Raw genomic sequence first — 19089 nt, forward strand, 5'->3', positions numbered from 1 at the left:
CTACTCCCATATTTAACCTTTTACCGCTCCAATCATAATACCCCTTACAAAATACCGCTGGAAAATGGGGTATATAAGCAAAATAGGTGCCACTACAATAATGGTCACTGTCATTCGTATGGAAGTGGCTGTCTGTACCGTTGCCACGCTTTGAGCTACGGCTGCGCCGCTGGAAGAATTGACAAGCTGCTTTAGAGAACTGGCCTGATTGATGTACTGATATAAGATAAACTGTAAGCTGTACAGCTTGTTATCCGTCATCAAAAGCAGGGTATCCTGAAACGCATTCCACTGTGCCACTGCAGCAAATATGGCTACGGTTGCCAGAATGGGCTTAATGACCGGAAGAATCACCCGGTAAAACATGGTAAGGGTTCCTGCCCCATCAATCTCTGCTGCCTGCTGCAGCTCTTTTGGAATGGATTCCACAAAGGTCTTAGCCAGGATGATATAAAACGGAGATACAATGGTAGGAAGAATATATCCCCAGAAATTATTGGTCAGATGAAGGTTACGCATGGTCAAAAACCAGGGGATAATTCCTGCATTGAAATACATGGTCACAATGACGAACCGATACCAGAATTTCCTGTGCCACAAGCTTTCTCTTGTAAACATATATCCCATAAATGCCGTTGAGATGGTGGTAAGCAAAGTACCGATCACGGTTCTGCTAATGGAAATAATAGCAGCATTTAATAGCCCAGGGATCTTAATCGCTTTGATATAATTTTCAAAATGAATCCCATGGGGAAGAAAAATAATCAGCCCCTTCTGGCTTAAATCATTGTTGCTGATGGTATTAATGAAAATATAGTAAAAGGGATACACGCAGATAAAGGCAAATGCAGCGTAAAAGATATAAATCACCACGCTGATGAGCGCATCTCCAAAGCTTTGCTTTTGACGTTTTCTTTTTTTGACGCTTTCCATAGTCTTTCCCCTCTCTGCCTTATAAAAAGCTCTCGCCTCTTACCAGCTTTGAAATCCCGTTCGCTGCGGTAAGAAGAACCAGGCTGATGATACTTTTTAAAATACTAAGTGCGGTTGCAACGGAATAGCTTCCGCTTCCCATTGCCAGGTTAAATACATAAAGATCCAGAACCTGAATGTGCTCTTTGTTAAATGCATTCTGGAATACATAATACTGCTCCATACCGTTGGATAAAAAGCTGGCAATGGCGAGCATCAATAATACAAAATACGTTGGCAGGATGCTTGGAATGGTAATATACCGAATCCTCTGCATTCTGGTGGCTCCGTCGACCTTGGCAGCCTCAAACATCTGCTCATCGATTCCTGTAATGGCCGCAATATACATAATGGCAGCCCACCCCAGGTTTTTCCACGTCAGCCACAGCCACTGGGTAATCCATACGTGATCTGACTTCTGGAGAAACTGAACCGGCGCATCTAAGATTCCCCAAGCCACCAGCACATGATTTACCACGCCTGTATTATTAAATATATTAAATGCCACAGAATACACCAGTACCCAGCTGATGAAGTTAGGAATGGTGGTTACGGTCTGAACGGTCTTCCGAAATGGAACACACTTGATTTCATTTAAGAACACAGCGAAAAACATAGGAAGCCAGGAGGTTCCTACGGTGATTCCGCTCATGACCAGAGTATTTACCATAACACTTACAATCTGCTTTGTTTTTACAGGATTTGCTACTAAGGATTGAAACCATTTTAAACCTACAAAATTACTTGATGTCAATGGCTGAGGCGGCCTGTAATCAAAGAACGCATACATCCAGCCGTACAGCGGATAGTAGCAAAATACTCCGACCAGTAAAATAAATGGGAGAATATAAAGAAATTCCTTGATTGATCTTAACTTTCTTTTATTTTGAAACAGATTCATTCTCATTCTCCTTTCTAGTAACCCTTAATACATTCGGGGATCTATGGATATCACCTGATTTTCCGGCAATGTGAAAAATGGACCTGGAAGCCTTCTCTCCTTCAAAGTCTTCATGCCGAAGAAATCACTGGTTACCATGGATTTTACCGATACCTTACTGATATCCTCTGTGCTGCGGATGAATCTGTTTCCTTCCGGATGAAGGGGAGAAAACGATGAATTTATTGGAGATTTTTTAATCTCCATGGTAAAATGCTCCGTATCCACTGAAATATCAAATCGGCCTTCCTGTCCTTCCTGATCAAATCCGTAAAATTCCTTCCAGGCCTGTAAATCAAGACATACCGCAGGAGCTGGATAGAGAATTCTTAAATAGCCTCCTGGCATGTTTAAATACAAGTTTCCTTCTGATTCATTGTGCTCTGTGGGCATTTTAATGGCAGCCTCTTTGCAGTCATAAAATACGTTATTATAGATTCTGGCGTCCCTCGCTGTTCCGCCTCTCGTGTCCCAGGTGATTCGAAACGCCACGGTTTTTGCATAGTAGCCGGCACTTTTGCATTTTCCGATGAAATTATTTACAATATGCAGATGGTCGGTTCCTTCTCCGTATACCGCATATCCATTTACCACACTGTTCTCTTCCATCTTGTACCAGCCAGAGGAGCCAGGCTCTTTTGGTATGTCTGCCGGGTCAAAACGCCCCTCCACATTCCAGAAGATGTTATTATCAATGAGATTCACATCATCACGGCTGCACTCAATAAAGATTGCTTCTCTCTGGTTGATTCCATCTAAAAAGAGATTCCTTGTAATCCGGTTATTTTCATTGCTCATATCCATCCAAAGATGATCCGCCCGTATGGTACCTTTAAAGATATTACGGCGGATGAGGCTGTTTGTGCAGTCGTGGACCTTGATTCCACCCGCTTCCCAGGACAGCTCCATCTTCTGCCACCCAGTTCCCTGTATGAGATTGTCTTCAATCAAAAGATGTTTGGCGAAGAGTCCTGCAATTGCACATACTCCTGCGTCAAAAATCTTACACCCACGGATGATTGTTTCACCAATTACCTGACCCTCTTTGAGAGTATGATGCCAGCATTCATTTCCAATATCAATTCCTACCCCATTGGCCCAGTCTATGGTACAATCCTCAATGATCCAGTGGTGCCCTCGATAACAGGAGAGGGAACCCCTCTGGGGTACCGGTGCTCCGGTGGCAGCATGGGCGCATGTGATCCCCTTAACTTTAATATAAGATAAGAACGGAACCTTGGGAGCAAAGCACTGTTCTCTGTTTGTTAGCTCTATGGTATGATTCCAGGGCTCATCATCGTCTTTCAGTCTGAAATGCACCGTCTGCCCGTTTGCCTCCACCCAATAGGTTCCGGCCTGGTCTCCAAGCTGAGGGTACAGTGCCACCTGCTGTAACGGCTTTCCATCACAAAACACCATGCCCCTGCGGTTTAAATAAGTCGTCATATCTGTTTTGTCATATTCGATAAATAACCGGTCATGAAGGATATTGACCGCGCAAAATGGGTTATATCCACGGAATTCATCAGGATCCAGTGTTACTTCCCATACCCTTGCATTGTTTTCCCTTTGTTTAACTTCCGGGGAATACCGGGTAATATTCCAGCTTTCACTTTTCTTAAAGTCTTTTGCCTCATAAGAAGCTTTAATTACTACCTCTCCGTCTCCAAAGGCTTCATATGTAATCATCCTATCTGGTCCGCTTCCCCCTCTTACAGGTGCAACACATTCTCTGTATAAGCCCCCATGAATCAGTACCCTGGTGCCTGGGGTTGCAAGCTTTGCAGCTGCATTTATTGTTTTAAATGGGTGATCATAAGTGCCGTCATTTTCATCCGATGCATCTGGGTGATTCCTATTCACGTGCAGTTCTCTGCTATAGTTCTGCTCTTTTTCCCATGACTCAAAAATTTGGCCGTTGGGTAACATCATATCCTGGTCCATATTTCCTCCCGTTCGTACTTGATGATATTCATAAAATTCCTATCGGAACTGTATTTGTTGTATATTTTTTGTATGTTATTTGAATTTTTAGTGTAAAATAATAATATTTTAGTTGAAAATGCCCAATAAATTAATTATAAGAAAATATTCATTAGGAAACAATGACATATACTAAGTTCAATATGAACTATTTTCAGACATATACGACATATCTTCAGGTGTTTATGATGTATTCTCATCTATTATCATAGTTTCTTTAAGAAACGAATATGATATTATCCATTTTCTTCCTTATAGCTGTTTTTCACCCCCTAGACTATGGTAGTTCATAGGCTTGTCTCATTGCCCCTCTCTGCAAAATAGATATAAGCACTTCCGTGTATATTCATCTTGCAAACTTATGGTATATTCCCTCACGGTACATCTTCTGATTTGTCCCTATTCTTTCAAGAACACAAAAAAGAGTCTCCAGGTCTGATTGTTGCAAACCTGAAAACTCTTATCTTTTCCAATCTTCTTATCTTAAAGCCATCTGCATCCGTTCCATCACATAAAACTCACCCTTTAACGCCACCATCTCCTCATTGCTTCCCTCTTTTCGAATTTCCTCCCATACAGTACACCCATCTGGTCTGCTCCCCCGGATTGTGAAACGCTAGTGGACTACGATAAACGTGAGATTCCTCTTCTAAGATACATCAAGCCCTTCATTTTCCTCTACGAGGATTCCGTCTTCTAAAAGAGCCGAATAAGGAGAGCCAAGCTTTTTCAGCTCCTGACAGAGAAATCCTGCCATTAACACAGCTCCCTCCGGCTTTAGATGAGTATTATCTCCCGGCCACATAAAATAGGCCTTAGACGCCAAGTCCCCGACGGACGCCAGATACGCCTCCGTAATAGCCGTTAAGTCAATGACCGGCACTCCTTCTTTTTTTCCTGTCCGCCTTACCGCATCCGGATAGGCACCATGACTTCCTGGCAAGAAGTCTCCCTTGTTATTAAAAAGTCGTCTTGCAATGGGGGTAATCAAAACTGGATAAGCTCCTTTGTCCCTTGCTGCATCAATAAAACGAAGGAGGTTTTCCGGAAACGTAGTCTCTGGATCGGTGTGCCGCTCTGCGTCATCTTTTTCATCGTTATGACCGAATTGGATAAACAGAAAGTCTCCTTGTTTCATTTCCCTTTCTATGTGAGAAAGCCGTCCTTCGTCCAGAAATGACTTTGTGCTGCGCCCGTTCTGGGCAAAGCTTTTCATGTCCACAGAGTCTTTCAGATACCAGAGCATGGCCTGGGAAATACCTGTCTGCGGGTAGGTTGCTATTTTATTGAATTTCACTGTGCTGTCTCCAGCATAAAAGATTGCTGCCATTTACGTACACTCCATACATCGCCCCTGTAAAGCGTTTGCCTTTCACTAGTCCCTCGGAACAGATTGATGTTACATCCGGCCAATGCCACAGGTAGCTGTTATTGAAATAAAAGGTTCGGTGAAGTCCCTTCGTCTCCACCCGAAAGGTAACAGATTTCTGGAAGGAGAAGGGCTTTTGTTCTGTTCTTACATAAGCATTGTTCACATATTCGGAGACAAAGACCATGTCCCTTGTGATGCCGAATTTGATGTAAGTATTCTCATCGTAATAAAGGGTCACCCCTGCATCGGAGGTGAATTCTGTCTCCTCCTCCACAATGTCCATGGTAAATTCCATGGTAAACTGAAAGTCTGGCTGGCATTTCAAAAGCAGGCTTCTGCACCCTTTTTCCCAAAGGTCCATGCCATCTCCCCGAATCCAGACAGAGCCGTCCTCTTCCTCCCGAATACGGCTATCATCCCTTGTCCTGGGCGATAGCCAGGCTTCTTTTTGTTTTACTGAAGTTTCATTCTTCCCCTGGTCCGGATAAGGCAGGGCTGCCAGATAGGAAGGGCCTTTTCCCTTATTGATCACAGGCCAGCCGTCTGATGTCCATTGTATCTCATCCAGGCAGGTTTCCCTACCTAACATTCCCCACTGTCCATCGATAAATCTGGAACAAAGATATGCGATGAACCACCGCCCATCAGCCGTCTGCACCGGCTTTCCATGGCCGCAGCACTGAATAATAGCCATGGCGTCTTTCTGGTGCAGAATGGGATTAAAGGGACACGGTTCATAAGGGCCGTATAGATTCCTGGATCTGGAAACTGTAATCATATGACCTTTCCCAGTTCCCCCTTCGGCCAGAAAGCAGTAATAATATCCATCCTTTTTAACTAGGTGAGGTCCTTCCGGCGCATGGCCCGAATATCCGTACCAGATTAGCACAGGCTCAGATAAGATTTCTTTCCCATCCTCTGAAATCTCCATGATTCTGGCTCCACGATTTAACAGCATATAACGTTTTCCGTCGTCATCTGTAAATATGGAAGGGTCAATGCCAAGCACATCATGAATCACAGGAGTCTCATAAGGGCCCTGGGGAAATTCTGAGCTGGTGACCATCTGGGTCTGAATGAATGGGGCATCATCGTTCTGCCTTAAGGTGGCACAGAGGTAAAACCGGCCGTTGTGATAACTGATATCCGGTGCCCAAAATCCTCTTCCACCTTCCAGACCTCCCAGATGCTCTTCTGCCCATTTGGAATCCGTTACCCCATAGCCAATGACCTTCCAGTGGACCAGGTCCCTGGAATGGGATATGGGCAGGGCCGGGAAATAGAGGAAGCTGGAATGGACCATATAGTAGTCCTCTCCTACCCTAAGAATGCTGGGGTCCGGGTGCATTCCCCTTAATACGGGATTCCGGTAGCAATTCTCTAACCCAAAGCCGCAGACGGTTTTAAAATATTCTTCTATGGGTGTTCCTTTGGAAAGGTCATAAGGTGTTACCATACTCTGATTCGCCCACGCCGGATCCATTCCGCAATATTCCACCAGATAAGCCGTAAGGGATGCATTCTTTCCCATGACCGCATAATGAAGGAGACTGTTTCCCTCCTGGTCACAGTCCTCAATATTAAAAGAATGATCAATCAGGCTTCGGACCTTTGATTCATCTCCTGATTTTGCCGCTTCATACGCCTGCTTAGCTGTTGCTTCTGTCTTCGATGTGTATAAATTCATACTCTCCATACCCTTCCGATAAGCAGTTTAATTTGTTCCCGCTCCAGAGGCAAAGCTTAGCACCTGTCCAACTGGCCCTGGTAAGGGGCTGGCTTTCTCCCAGGAAGTTGAATCGGACGCCATCGGTGGACCAGGCAAACCGGTACATTTTCGATTCAAACACCTCCAGCCTTAGAGTAACCGTATCTCCCTCGTAAGGGAGGGAAACACTTAAGGTCTCAACAGCCTTTCCTTCAAAGTTTTTCTCCGTAACCGTTCCCGTATAAAGACTGAGCGCATGACCACTTTCTGTCTTTTCCATTCCCAGATAAGCATATTTATGACCGATTATTCCAATGGCAGCCATATCTCCCTTTTTATGTCCCTGGAGCCGCACCTTAGCCGTCATGGAAAATGCCTGGTGCTGGGGAATCTGGGTAAGGGCGTTGGGCGCATACCACAAAAGATTATCTCTCGTCTCATTGGACAAGCAGAAAAGGCGGAGGCCCTTATGTCCTTTTACGGAATAAAAGAAATCTTTGGGGTTTGCCTGCCACTGCCACTGAAGCCCAAGACGATCTTCGGTAAAATCATCAGAGGTAGCTATCTTGTATTCTGACTCTCCCATGGCAGGAAGCCGCCACTTCCTTACCGGTTCTCCAATTCCGTCTCCATTTTGCTCGGCTCCTATAAAGGGCCAGCCATTGTTAAAGCACATGGGCTGCAAGTGAATGATTCTTCCAAGCTCATGAACATCCTGGAAATGTAAAAACCAGTGCTTCCCATCCACGGCCGTGACCCAGCCGCCCTGATGAGGTCCGTTGATATCGGTATTTCCCTGATGCATGACGATCCGGTACTCATAAGGGCCCTTTATGGATTTGGACCGAAGCACAGACTGCCAGCCCGTTGCCACGCCGCCGGAAGGCATCAGTATGTAATAATATCCCTCATATTGATAAAGCTTTGGTCCTTCCGTAGTCGGTGCCAGCTGTTCTCCATCAAATATTGTCATAGGCTCAGATAGAACCTTGGTACACTGGGGATCAATCTCCACCAGATCCAGGCGGTGCTTGATCCCGCACCGGCTGTTCGCATAAGCAAAGACCATATATGCCCTGCCATCCTCGTCCCAGAAGGGACAGGGATCAATCCAGCCTTTGACCTCATGCAGGCAGTGCAGCTTAAACTCTCCATAAGGATCCGTGCTTGTTGCCACGTAAATACCTTCATCCGGCAGAGGAATAAACACATAGAAGGTTCCTTCATGAAAACGTATGGACGGAGCCCAGGTTCCGGAGCCATGGGAAGGCCGGTTATACTTTTCAAATGGTAGTGACCGTACACAATAGTTAATAATCTCCCAGTGGACCAAATCTCTGGAATGAAGAAGCGGAACTCCTGGTAAATAAGTGAAGGAGGAAGCTACCATATAGTAGTCTTCTCCCACCCGAATCACATCCGGGTCAGAATAATCTGCATATAAAATGGGATTCTGATACATTCCCTTACCCCCAAAATTTATTGTTTTATACATAGAAAAAGAGGCAAAACTTCTGCCCCTTTTTTCTGCCGTAAGGATTATTCCTTTACAGCTCCGATATTAACGCCTTGGATGAAATACTTTTGGCAGAACGGATAAATAATCATAAAAGGAAGGATTGCAACGATGACCGCAGCATTTTTTACTGTATTCTCCGTAGCTCCGCCAATTGCCTGGGGCAGGTCACTTCCCATAATAACAGACCTAAGCTTCATTTGGAAGTTATATAAATTATCATTCGTAATATAAAGCTTATAATGGGTATAATCATTCCAATAAGAAACGGCATACATTAAGCCAATGGCGGTCAATGCTGCTTTTGATAGCGGAAGTACGATTTTAATAAATACTCCCATAGGTGAACATCCATCAATTTCTGCTGATTCAAACAGACTGGAGGGAATTCCTTCAAAAAAGTTTCTCATAAGAACAATATTGTAAACATTAATGGCCGGCATAAGGATAACTACCCATAAAGTATTCGTAATATGAATTGCCTTCATTACCAGATAGGTAGGAATCATACCACCACTAAAAATCATGGTAAATAAAAGCATATTGGCAAAAAGTGTTCTTCCCGGCATCTTCCACTGAATCAGAACATAGGCACCAAGGGTTGCAATGGTAAGGCCCGTAAAGGTTCCTACGATCGTCGTAAAGCAGGACACCAGAAATGGTTTGTAAAGTGTTGGGTTTGTAAATACGGAAACGTATCCCGCCAAACCAAATTTTTCAGGAAACAGCTTCATACCATAAGCTGTTTTTAAATCAAGCGAGTCAATCAGTACTTTATAAATAGGGATAATCATGACAAGGCTTATAAGCACGAATATTATCACCAGCGCATAATCAAATGCTGTTGCTTTCTTTTTCACGTTTTCCTCCCCCTAAACAATTCCTCTTCCTCTGACTTTATGACTTGCCTTGTTACATACAAGAACAAACAGACAACCAACCAGAGAGGCTGTAAGCCCTACTGCAGTCGTATAACCATAATCAGGAAGAGCACCGGAATTAAATGTTTGTGTATAGATATATGTATGGAGTACATCTGATTTTTGAATAACAGCATCATTTTGCATTACGAAAACTGATTCAAATAAATTCATGACCTTAGCAAGGTTTAATATAAGCACTGTTATAATGGTGTTATAAAGAGCTGGCATAGTAATGTAGCGCAACCTGCTAAAGCGGCCTGCACCATCCATGGACGCAGCCTCATAAAGCTCTGGATTGATTCCGGACAGCGTCGCTATGAAAATGATGGTGCCCCACCCCGTATCTTTCCACACGTTGATGGTATAAAACATTCCCCGCCACCATTCCTTATCCGCCAGAAAATAAATCCCTTCATTGACAATGCCAAGCTTTACTAACACGGAGTTGACTAATCCTGCACTTGTTGGGGAAAGTATTAAGGTAAATACAGAGGCAGTTACAACCCATGACATAAAATGAGGCAGATATACAATGGTCTGAGTTATCTTCTTAAACGTTACGGACCTTAGCTCATTGAGCATAAGAGAAAGAGCAACAGCCGTAAAAGTATTCAACAGGAGCTTAACAACACTTAATGTAATTGTATTGCCAAAAGCATTCCAAAACCCTGACATTTTCATCATTTTCTCAAAATGCTGAAGGCCTACGAATACAGGCTCCTTAATTCCTTTATAAGAATAAAAAGCATATCGGATACCAAACATGGGAAGATAGTTAAATACTATCGCAAAAATCAGCACCGGTAAGAACATCAAGTAAAATCCCTTGTAGTACCGAAGCGAAACCAGCAACGGCCGTTTATTTTCGCCTGCAGAATTCACTGCAGGCCCTTTCTTCTTTACATTCATATGCCAAACCTTCCTAAATCTATTTTGCAGCTCCAGCTTCATTCAGAGAGTCTACGATCAGCTTAGACCATTCAGCTCCGCCTTCGCTTTCAAACCGCTTGTAAGCCTCATCAATGGATAAGCCCTGAACCACCACATCAGCAACAATAGAGTTCTTTAATGTCGTTAAATCGCCGTTATAAGTAGCCATTGCCTCGGTAGATGGAATGATAACAGCCGCATGGGAATTTTCATTAAATAATTCCTGAGATACTCTTGCCTCTTCTTTTACATTGTTCTTACCAGGATCATTGTCCCAGGTCACAATTGCCAGGGTAGGATCAAGGTGCTGCTTGGTATACTGTGTTCCTGGCTTCTCAATGCTTTCCTTTGTATGGAACTCACCCTCTGCATAGGTATTTCCAAGAATAGTTTCAGCCTTTGTAGACCAGTGTACATCCTCAACTCCATAGCTCCAGAGCATCTGCATATCACCGCCGTCAAGCATGTTTTCAATAAAATATTTAAATACGCCTTCGGGATTTTCACAGGCAGAAGTAATGGCCCAAACAGGTGCGGTTCCTTCTTCATAGGTTCCAACCTCTTTAATCGGCTTTAACGGAATCAGCTCTCCGTCTTTTCCATTGGCTTCCAGATTGTTCTTTAAATTGGTGGCCCAGGTACCTGCCCAGTATGTAAATGCTCCAAATTTATCTTCATAGAACTTATTTCTGCAGTCATTGGTTCCGTTGGTCAGAGTTTCTTTATCAATATATCCTTTGGAATAAGCATCTCTTAAACGCTCCAGGGCGCCTTTGAAGTTTTCTTTTGTAAAGCCGTCATACCAGACGCCATCTTCGCCCAATGCAAAGTTTGGCTGTGCATCCTGATAAAATTCAGGAAGGTAATTAGAGGAAGGATCTCCGCCTTTTGCCCCAACCAGTCCGGCTGCGGAAACACCATAGGTATCTCCATTCACACCGTTTCCATCAGGATCGCCCTCTGTAAATGCCTTCAGCATATTTAAGTACTCATCATAAGTGGTAGGTGCTTCTAATCCACAATTATCTAACCATTTTTTCTTTACATAGGTAAGACATCCGCCTCTTCTTGCATTAGGGAATCCATAAAGCTTTCCGTTAAGCTTTGTGGCTTCAATGACATCTTCCCCTTTTACACGGCCGGAAGCCTTTAACTCTGAATTATTCCAGGCCTCTGTCATATCCCAAAGAGCACCCTCTTCTGCATAACCGGTATAATAACTACCATTTAAGATAATGACATCTGGCCAGTTCTCTGGACCGGAAGCAAAGCTTTGACCCAAAACGTCAAAGTAAGCATCGTGATCTGGCTGAATGATTTCTAAATCAATGCCGGTCAATTCTTCCCACTTTTTCTCGAAAGCATCTCTGTTGTTTGCTTTTGTGGTCACGGTACCGTTTACCATAATCGTGATTTTTTCCGGCTTCTTTACCTCACTTTTTCCAGTTGTCTCCCCAGTTGCGGAACTGGACTCCGCACTTTCAGCTGTGCCGCTCGTCTTTGAACCAGCCGAACATCCACTTAACGCCATGGTCGCTGCCATGGTCATGGCCATACCTGCTGCCAGCATTTTCTTTACTCTCATCTGAAACCTCCCAATATATTATTTGTGTACGTCTTCGACGCTACGCCATCATATCATTGGAAGTCTGTGATATCAACAGACACTTTTTCATTTCATTGTTCATTTTTATCTTATTGCTGTTTTACATCCTTTTTTTCTTATGCAGTTTACACATCGCTTTTACTTGAAATCCATTTTTTTCTTGATTCTCTTATCAAATATCCCATTTTATAACGTACATTATTTACTTTCAGTGTACAGTTTTTAAATATTGGGGTGGTTTTATTGCTTTTACGACTGTTTCATACTATAATTTCCTCATACGAAAAAGGAACGGTGCTCATGAAAACTTACAACAAGCAGACTCAGGACATACCATACAAAAATCACTTAATGTTCTCCTACACCATCTTTCTGGCAATGATTCTCGTCATCGGCATCATACTGTATTACAATTCCTCCGGACAGGTCAAAAAAGGAATCAATCAGCAAAACCGTCTTACTCTGTCAGCTTCGGTCACACAGCTTGACAGTTCTATGGAACTGATGAATGCAGCGGTAAAGCAGGTCTCCTCCAACCGTTTTTTCAACAATTTGTCAAACCTTTCCGGAACGGAAGACAATGACTTTTATTATCTGGGCTACCAGACCCAGCTAAGTTTAAAAGCCATCACTCCTGTGGAGGTGCTGCTGCCAATCAGCAACTCTTTTATTTTTATGGAAAAAAGCAGGTACGTGGTTTCCTCTACCTTGTTTTCTGACTTTCGTTTTTTTGTGATGAACAATGCAAAATATCGGTTAGATCCAGAAGCCTTCTCTAATGCTCTGTTAGACGAAAAGCAATGGAACCGTTTTATTCCCATGTCCGACTTTAAAGGAGACTCGAAAAACTATCTTTTCGTTTATCCCCTTTTAAATCCCCTTCGTTCTGAGAATAAGCCAGTCTCCGTTTTATGCTATCTGTTTGACTATGACCTGATCAATGAATTTTTTTCCGGTATCAACTTATACGGAGACGGATACTTAACCGCCTATAATAAAAATGGATCCCAGATGTTCTTTTTATCTGACGGCAGCCCATCAGACTCCTATGAGACCCTGAATAAGCTGGAGTATACAGACCAGATCGCTCATATGATCTCAAGGGAAAACCGCCAGGAAATGCTTGTTACAACCGTTTCTTCCTCTTATAATGGCTGGACGTATTATCTGGTTCAGCCAGAGGACAGCGCATATTATTCCATCACCTCGTCCCAGCGCTTCTTTACTATAATCACCATTTTCGCTTTTGTTTTCGGGGGCGTGATTACTATCATATTCTCATCCAAAGGAAGCCGGTATTTAGCCCAGCTTTACAATGAGCTGGTATTGAAGGAATCCGTGGCCTCCTCTCTGAACCAGATTGTAGAAAAACAAAAGCCAATGGTCATAGAATCCTATATGAGACGGATCATGGAGGGAAGCATTACCACCAATGAAGAAAAGGAATACATAATCAATGAGCTTGGCTTAGAACAGCCAGAGGTGAAATACCATGTCCTTTATACCGAGGTGTCTCCTTCTGAGTCAGGAAACATTCATTCCAGGGATATGGAGCTTTTGATCCAGAATTATGATACCCTGGTGCGAGAGGCCCTTACCCGCTACTATCCGAATACCGGATATATTTACAAGCCTTCGGACCGGGTATTCGCCACTCTTATTTCTTCGGATAGATCAGTTCCCTATGAAACCATTGCAGGAAAGAATAAAGCTACCTTTATAGAGCTTCACAATGAGCTTCTGGAAAAATACGGCATCTGGATTCAGGGAGGCCTTGGAGACAGAAACAGTATGATTTCCTATACCTGGAAATCATATCAGCAGGCAAAGGAAACGAAATCCATCACCACCAAGGACCAATATGTCCTAAGCTGTGATATCAATCAATCCAATGATGTTTACTACTATCCGGAAAGTCTTTCCGTCCAGCTCAGCGGATTTATCTCCAGCGGAAACAAGGATCAGGTTCAGGAGCTGTTTAAGCTGATTCGAAATGAAAACACAAAAAAGAAAAACTTATCCTATACCCAGAAGGGGTGGCTGGTATCTGACGTGCGGGCAACGGTATTTAAAAAACGGCACAACATTCTTACGGCAGGGATGCCCCAGGAAAAGCTACAGCTATTGGATATCATTGACAAGCAGTTTGAAGGGGAAATGAGCTTAAGCATTTTAGAGACCATTGCCCTGGAGCTTTGCGATGTGTGCCGTTCCGAGGGCAACGAGCTGATTTTAAGTATTCAGGAGTACATCAACAGCAATTACCATGATCCGGATCTGTGCCTGACAAAGATTTCCGATGAATTTGGAATTTCAGAAAATTATTTCAGCTATCTCTTTAAAAAAGAGGTATCGGAGAATTTCTCCATTTATTTAGAACGGCTTCGAATGGCGAAAGCAAAGGAGATCATCACAGAATCCGATGCTGGCCTGTCTACCTTATACCAGTATATCGGCTATAACAATGCGGCCTCCTTCCGCCGTGCATTTAAGAAAAATTTTGGTGTATCACCAAAGGAAATGAGGGATAACGTCAATGCAAAACAACATGGAAACCATCCTGAAAAAAACGTCTGAGGAGATATGGAACAGCCTCTTAAATAGCGGACTTCCCATTCACAGCTTTCTTATGGACTGGAACGGACAGCTGATAAAGGAAGTATATCAGGCTCCCTATGAAAAAGAAGATTACCACCGCATGTTCTCCATTACCAAAAGTCTTACTTCCATTGCCATTGGATTTCTCCTTGATGATGGAAGGATTACTCTGGAGGACAAAATCACCGATTATTTTCCGGAATACTGCTTATCAGGTAGTGCCCATCCCTGGTTACTGGACATGACTATACGCCATATGCTGACCATGGAAACCTGCCATGCTTCTACTACGTATAAAAGAAACCGGGAGAATCACTGGGTAGAAAGCTTTTTTATTACCCCTCCCTCCCACCGCAGCGGCCAGATTTTCCTATACGATACCTCAGCTAGCCACACCCTGGCGGCTCTTGTTAAGAAGCTGACAGGCTATAGCCTCTTAGACTATTTAAGAGAAAAGTGTCTGGATGGGATCGGCTTTTCCAAAGAAGCTTATATCATGAAGGATCCTTTTGGCTCAGATATGGGCGGCACCGGCCTTATGGCTCTTCCCTCCGATCTTATAAAGCTGGGACGTTTTTGTATGGATACCCTTTATAAAGGACAAGGGGTTTTTGCCAATTACCTTCGGGAAGCGGTTTCCCTTCAGGTTCCTACCCTTCACTTTGGACAGACCTTGGAAGAACAGCTGGGATATGGCTATCAGTTTTGGCGCATCCGCGATGGCTTTGCCATGTATGGACTGGGTGGACAGTATGTCCTTTTCTACCCGGAACAGAATCTGGTGTTTGCTATAACGGCTGACACGCAAAACATCAAAGGCGGAAACCAGACAATACTGAATATAATTGGGGATCGTGTGAGAAAACTGGAATCAATAAAGACAGATATGGGGACGCTTCCATATGAGACAGAACAAAAGTTAAGTGATAACCCTCTAAAGGAATGGAACAGCTCTTACCGGCTTCTGGATAATGAGAAGGAATTTGAGACATTGATTCTCTCTTTTAACCAGTCGGAAGGCCTTCTCATTCTCTCCAGCGTTAGGAACAGCTTTTCTATCCCATTTTCCTTTACAGAGCTTAAAGTAAGTACTTTACAGGGGTATAACGAAAGGATTGCTGTAAAAGCGGTCTGGGCTGACAGCCATACTTTGTACCTGCCAGTACAGATTGTAGGGGAAAGTGTGGGCTCCATTCACATAATGCTCAGTGTCTCAGAAAAGAATATTACTGTCTTTATGAGGAAAGCGGAGGAATCTCTTTTTACTGAATTTCAGGGATTTTTAGAGGGAATGGTTATTTAAGTTTCGTTGGCTTAAAATAGAATTACTTATATGCAGCATTCTAAGATATTGTTTCTCAATTATAATTTTTAAGGACTAATATTAAGAAGGAAGAAGAGCTATGTCAAACAACGCAAAACAGAGAAGAATCATTTTAGATTTAGCAATTACTTTAGATGGCTTTATTGAAGGAAAAAATGGTGAAGTTGATTGGTGCATTATGGACCCTGATATGGGATTCACTCATTTTCTGAATGAAGTTGACACTATCTTATATGGTAGAAAAAGTTACGATTTATGGGGACAATACCTTCCCAAAGAGGAAGACTCCGAGGAAGAAAAAGAAATATGGAAGTTGATTCATAATAAAGAGAAATATGTGTTTTCCAGAACTCAGACAAATACTAACAATCAAGCAATATTTATAAATGAAAATATTCTTGAAGAAGTAAACAAATTGAAGAATCAGCCTGGTAAAGACATTTGGCTGTATGGAGGAGCAAGTCTCATTACAACTTTTATAAATTTAGGACTTGTGGATGAATTCAGATTATCTGTTCACCCCGTTGTTTTGGGAGAAGGAAAACCATTATTTGTTGATATAAAACAGAGAATGAATTTAAACATGATTAATATCAGAAAATTCTCCTCTGGTGTTGTACAACTAATCTATCATTGGAATGGGAATGAATTCTTAACAGAGTCATAAATAATAGGAAGCCATTGGATCGTTGTCCGATGACTTCCTTCTTTTCTATCTGTAATCCGGGAAATGGTCTTATTCTATCTCGCCTGCATTTGCCATGTTTCTTGTATGCAGTACGCCCCCTTCAATAATAAAAAGCCCGCTCTTACTTCTCATAACGGAGTAATACTCTTCTTCCCCATGAGACAGGCCGTAGACGATTTGAACGGTCTTCCAATTGCTCCTGTAAATATTCCCTACTTTTGTAATCTCCGGTATTTCCTCCGTTCGGCTTACCTCCACCATATTTTTATTGCCCACCATGTTTACATAATTGTACCTTGTAATTGTGATGGATAACATAAGCCCCATGGCCAGAAATCCAAATAATCCCGTTAGCATAACCCATTCTTTCCCAATAAAAAAGAGGACGAATAATAGAATCATAATGATGATATATATGATTCCAAACGCTGTAATTCCCACTATATTTGTCATATCTCCCACCCCTATATTCCATCTGTTTCTTGTGTGCTGTCAAACGAAATGAATATACTTTTTTACTTAACCCTACACCTCTTTTCTCCTGTTAAAATCATACCATAATATTAATAAAATTAACATATAAATCCTTGTTTTTTTCCTAAAATTTTACAGTTTCTAAGTTCTTTTTCTACCTGAAATATTTGATCTGAGCAAAAATATTTTTGTCTCTCAGTTACTACATCATGGATTCTTTTTTTGACTTATGTTACTATTATGAAAATACGTTATAATCAGAATATGGTAAAACCACCTGTTGAGAAAGGATTGATTGTTATGAAAAAAAAACGGAAAGCAATTCTCCTCATTCTGTCCGCCCTAACGATAACGCTTATCATTGTGTTTTATCTATATGTATCTGATTATTATAGAGCTGACACTGTCGCTGTGGAGGCTTTAAATCAGGATTTGATAAATAATAAAGCGTTTATTAAAAATGATCTCATTATAATACCTTCCAGAACTGAATCTGATTCCGCACTCATTTTTTACCCCGGAGGAAAAGTGGAGGCGTCAGCATACTATCCCCTTCTCTCCCGGCTTGCAGATAATGGCATTACCTGCGTCTTAGTTAAAATGCCATTTCATCTTGCTTTCTTTGATTACTCTGCCGCAGACAGAGTCTTTGATACCCTGCCAGACATTAAAAACTGGTATATCGGAGGTCATTCCCTTGGTGGGGCCATGGCAAGTAAATATATGTCTGAGCATCCAGGGAAATTAAAGGGACTTATTCTGCTTGGAGCTTATGTTTATGGGGATGTGCCGTCATCTAAGGCATTGACTATCTATGGAACGAAAGACGGCGTCTTAAGCAAGGAGAAAATCAAAGAATCTGACCTCCAGCTTCCTTTGACGGGAGGAAATCATGCCAACTTTGGCAATTACGGAAATCAAAAAGGGGATGAGGAGGCGGATATCAGCAGAGAATTACAACAACAGAAAACGGTAAAGGCTGTGGAGGAGTTTATTGAGTAGATGGTTCGTTCACTTACTAATTAACCGCCAGCCCCAATCCTCGTAATGTCGATTGGGGCAAGGCGGTTTTTATTGTTTGTATATTACATATTTCGTTTATAAAAATACAAGCTTAGCATATAGTTTCTAGTTTGAAAGGTTCATCATTGGCTTCTTAATTTAGCTGTATAATCTGAATCTGAGCATTCTTGTTTGCACCGAATTCAACAGTTCCTCCTGCGGTACTGTTAACCGCCAGGGTCAGCACATCGCCATTAGTCAATGGTACGATTGAACTACCAGTAATAGTCTTAGCTTCTGTAGAAACTGTAGTACCTATCAACAAGGACGGCTCCGTAAAGACTCCGTTAACCTGAACGCCAACATTGAGATCAAAGTCTCCTGTCGTTGACAATAACGATACCATAAATTCTACAAAATAATTACCTGATTCAGTTACTGTTATACTATTAGTACTTGGCGCCATCCTGCTTGTTAACATTGAGCTAGATAAAGCAACAGGTTCCGTATCTCCAGCGCTGATTGGTATTGTTTGTGCAGTATTGTTAAATGCACCACCAAATGCCAAAGCTGCTACAGGACCGGTATCTCCTGTTGGACCGGTTGGGCCAGTATCTCCTGTTGGACCGGTTGGGCCGGTATCTCCTGTCGGGCCAGTCGGGCCGGTTGCTCCTGTTGGACCAGTCGGGCCGGTGTCGCCAGTTGGGCCTGTTGGGCCGGTCGCTCCTGTATCTCCCGTGGGGCCGGTCGCTCCTGTATCTCCCGTAGGACCGGTCGCTCCTGTATCTCCCGTGGGGCCGGTCGCTCCTGTATCTCCCGTTGGGCCGGTCGCTCCTGTATCTCCCGTGGGGCCAGTTGCTCCTGTATCTCCCGTTGGACCGGTCGCTCCTGTATCTCCCGTGGGGCCGGTGGCTCCTGTATCTCCCGTGGGGCCAGTTGCTCCTGTATCTCCCGTGGGACCGGTGGGGCCGGTATCTCCCGTTGGACCAGTTGCTCCTGTATCTCCCGTGGGGCCAGTTGCTCCTGTTGGACCAGTTGGACCAGTATCACTCG

The 19089-nt window shown here is 43.0% G+C and carries 15 protein-coding genes; 4 read left to right on the forward strand and 11 right to left on the reverse strand.

Annotated features, from left to right (window positions below; genetic code table 11):
• Positions 1-12 precede the first annotated feature (12 nt).
• From T546_RS0116220 to T546_RS0116260, 9 genes are all read right to left on the reverse strand, one after another.
• Entirely contained in the window at positions 13-933 is a 921-nt protein-coding gene (locus T546_RS0116220) for a carbohydrate ABC transporter permease (protein ID WP_026892532.1), read from the reverse strand.
• A gap of 19 nt (positions 934-952) precedes the next feature.
• Complete coding sequence (locus T546_RS0116225) at positions 953-1873, reverse strand: ABC transporter permease subunit (protein WP_024838801.1); 921 nt, start codon at positions 1871-1873, stop codon at positions 953-955.
• Between the two features lie 24 nt (positions 1874-1897).
• Positions 1898-3856 (reverse strand): right-handed parallel beta-helix repeat-containing protein, encoded by a 1959-nt coding sequence (locus T546_RS0116230; RefSeq protein ID WP_026892533.1) that lies wholly within the window; start codon positions 3854-3856, stop codon positions 1898-1900.
• Positions 3857-4544: 688 nt separating this feature from the next.
• The gene (locus T546_RS0116235) at positions 4545-5225 is read right to left on the reverse strand and encodes a rhamnogalacturonan acetylesterase (RefSeq protein ID WP_026892534.1); all 681 of its coding nucleotides are present in this window, start codon (positions 5223-5225) and stop codon (positions 4545-4547) included.
• Positions 5179-6954: a family 43 glycosylhydrolase gene (locus tag T546_RS23775; RefSeq protein WP_051629901.1), complete on the reverse strand. Its 1776-nt coding sequence runs from the start codon at positions 6952-6954 to the stop codon at positions 5179-5181. The genes T546_RS0116235 and T546_RS23775 overlap by 47 nt, the downstream gene beginning before the upstream one ends.
• A complete protein-coding gene (locus T546_RS0116245) occupies positions 6917-8437 on the reverse strand; it encodes a glycoside hydrolase family 43 protein (RefSeq protein ID WP_034599632.1) in 1521 nt (506 codons plus the stop codon). Before T546_RS0116245 ends, T546_RS23775 begins: the two co-directional genes overlap by 38 nt.
• Before the next feature lie 77 nt (positions 8438-8514).
• The gene (locus T546_RS0116250; protein ID WP_026892536.1) at positions 8515-9351 is read right to left on the reverse strand and encodes a carbohydrate ABC transporter permease; all 837 of its coding nucleotides are present in this window, start codon (positions 9349-9351) and stop codon (positions 8515-8517) included.
• A 12-nt stretch (positions 9352-9363) separates the two neighbouring features.
• Positions 9364-10323, reverse strand: coding sequence for an ABC transporter permease (locus tag T546_RS0116255; RefSeq protein ID WP_051629902.1), 960 nt, complete (start codon positions 10321-10323; stop codon positions 9364-9366).
• A 19-nt stretch (positions 10324-10342) separates the two neighbouring features.
• Entirely contained in the window at positions 10343-11929 is a 1587-nt protein-coding gene (locus tag T546_RS0116260; protein WP_026892538.1) for an extracellular solute-binding protein, read from the reverse strand.
• Positions 11930-12250: 321 nt separating this feature from the next.
• Between T546_RS0116260 and T546_RS0116265 the strand changes: the two genes are divergently transcribed.
• The 3 genes from T546_RS0116265 (at position 12251) to T546_RS0116275 (ending at position 16539) form a co-directional block, all read left to right on the forward strand.
• Positions 12251-14527 (forward strand): AraC family transcriptional regulator, encoded by a 2277-nt coding sequence (locus T546_RS0116265; RefSeq protein ID WP_026892539.1) that lies wholly within the window; start codon positions 12251-12253, stop codon positions 14525-14527.
• Complete coding sequence (locus T546_RS23780; protein WP_051629904.1) at positions 14487-15851, forward strand: serine hydrolase domain-containing protein; 1365 nt, start codon at positions 14487-14489, stop codon at positions 15849-15851. The genes T546_RS0116265 and T546_RS23780 overlap by 41 nt, the downstream gene beginning before the upstream one ends.
• Positions 15852-15951: 100 nt before the next feature.
• Complete coding sequence (locus tag T546_RS0116275) at positions 15952-16539, forward strand: dihydrofolate reductase family protein (RefSeq protein ID WP_026892540.1); 588 nt, start codon at positions 15952-15954, stop codon at positions 16537-16539.
• 69 nt (positions 16540-16608) lie between these two features.
• Here T546_RS0116275 and T546_RS0116280 read toward each other — a convergent pair whose 3' ends face one another.
• Positions 16609-17013: a hypothetical protein gene (locus T546_RS0116280; RefSeq protein WP_026892541.1), complete on the reverse strand. Its 405-nt coding sequence runs from the start codon at positions 17011-17013 to the stop codon at positions 16609-16611.
• 321 nt (positions 17014-17334) lie between these two features.
• On the opposite strand from T546_RS0116280, the gene T546_RS0116285 reads away from it, so the two are divergent.
• The gene (locus tag T546_RS0116285; protein ID WP_026892542.1) at positions 17335-18036 is read left to right on the forward strand and encodes an alpha/beta fold hydrolase; all 702 of its coding nucleotides are present in this window, start codon (positions 17335-17337) and stop codon (positions 18034-18036) included.
• A 154-nt stretch (positions 18037-18190) separates the two neighbouring features.
• On the opposite strand, the gene T546_RS25580 is transcribed toward T546_RS0116285, so the two are convergent.
• Positions 18191-19089, reverse strand: an 899-nt coding sequence (locus T546_RS25580; protein ID WP_034599634.1) for a collagen-like protein, incomplete at its 5' end; no start/stop codon positions are given.

It is taken from the genome of [Clostridium] aerotolerans DSM 5434, from assembly GCF_000687555.1.
GTDB classification, from domain to species: Bacteria; Bacillota; Clostridia; order Lachnospirales; family Lachnospiraceae; genus Lacrimispora; species Lacrimispora aerotolerans.

Excerpts from the sequence above, each read along its gene's own strand:
- T546_RS0116220 (WP_026892532.1), bottom strand. The coding sequence starts at position 933 with ATGGAAAGCGTCAAAAAAAGAAAACGTCAAAAGCAAAGCTTTGGAGAT.
- T546_RS0116225 (WP_024838801.1), bottom strand. The coding sequence starts at position 1,873 with ATGAATCTGTTTCAAAATAAAAGAAAGTTAAGATCAATCAAGGAATTT.
- T546_RS0116230 (WP_026892533.1), bottom strand. The coding sequence starts at position 3,856 with ATGGACCAGGATATGATGTTACCCAACGGCCAAATTTTTGAGTCATGG.
- T546_RS0116235 (WP_026892534.1), bottom strand. The coding sequence starts at position 5,225 with ATGGCAGCAATCTTTTATGCTGGAGACAGCACAGTGAAATTCAATAAA.
- T546_RS23775 (WP_051629901.1), bottom strand. The coding sequence starts at position 6,954 with ATGAATTTATACACATCGAAGACAGAAGCAACAGCTAAGCAGGCGTAT.
- T546_RS0116245 (WP_034599632.1), bottom strand. The coding sequence starts at position 8,437 with ATGTATCAGAATCCCATTTTATATGCAGATTATTCTGACCCGGATGTG.
- T546_RS0116255 (WP_051629902.1), bottom strand. The coding sequence starts at position 10,323 with ATGAATGTAAAGAAGAAAGGGCCTGCAGTGAATTCTGCAGGCGAAAAT.
- T546_RS0116260 (WP_026892538.1), bottom strand. The coding sequence starts at position 11,929 with ATGAGAGTAAAGAAAATGCTGGCAGCAGGTATGGCCATGACCATGGCA.
- T546_RS0116265 (WP_026892539.1), top strand. The coding sequence starts at position 12,251 with ATGAAAACTTACAACAAGCAGACTCAGGACATACCATACAAAAATCAC.
- T546_RS23780 (WP_051629904.1), top strand. The coding sequence starts at position 14,487 with ATGCAAAACAACATGGAAACCATCCTGAAAAAAACGTCTGAGGAGATA.
- T546_RS0116275 (WP_026892540.1), top strand. The coding sequence starts at position 15,952 with ATGTCAAACAACGCAAAACAGAGAAGAATCATTTTAGATTTAGCAATT.
- T546_RS0116280 (WP_026892541.1), bottom strand. The coding sequence starts at position 17,013 with ATGACAAATATAGTGGGAATTACAGCGTTTGGAATCATATATATCATC.
- T546_RS0116285 (WP_026892542.1), top strand. The coding sequence starts at position 17,335 with ATGAAAAAAAAACGGAAAGCAATTCTCCTCATTCTGTCCGCCCTAACG.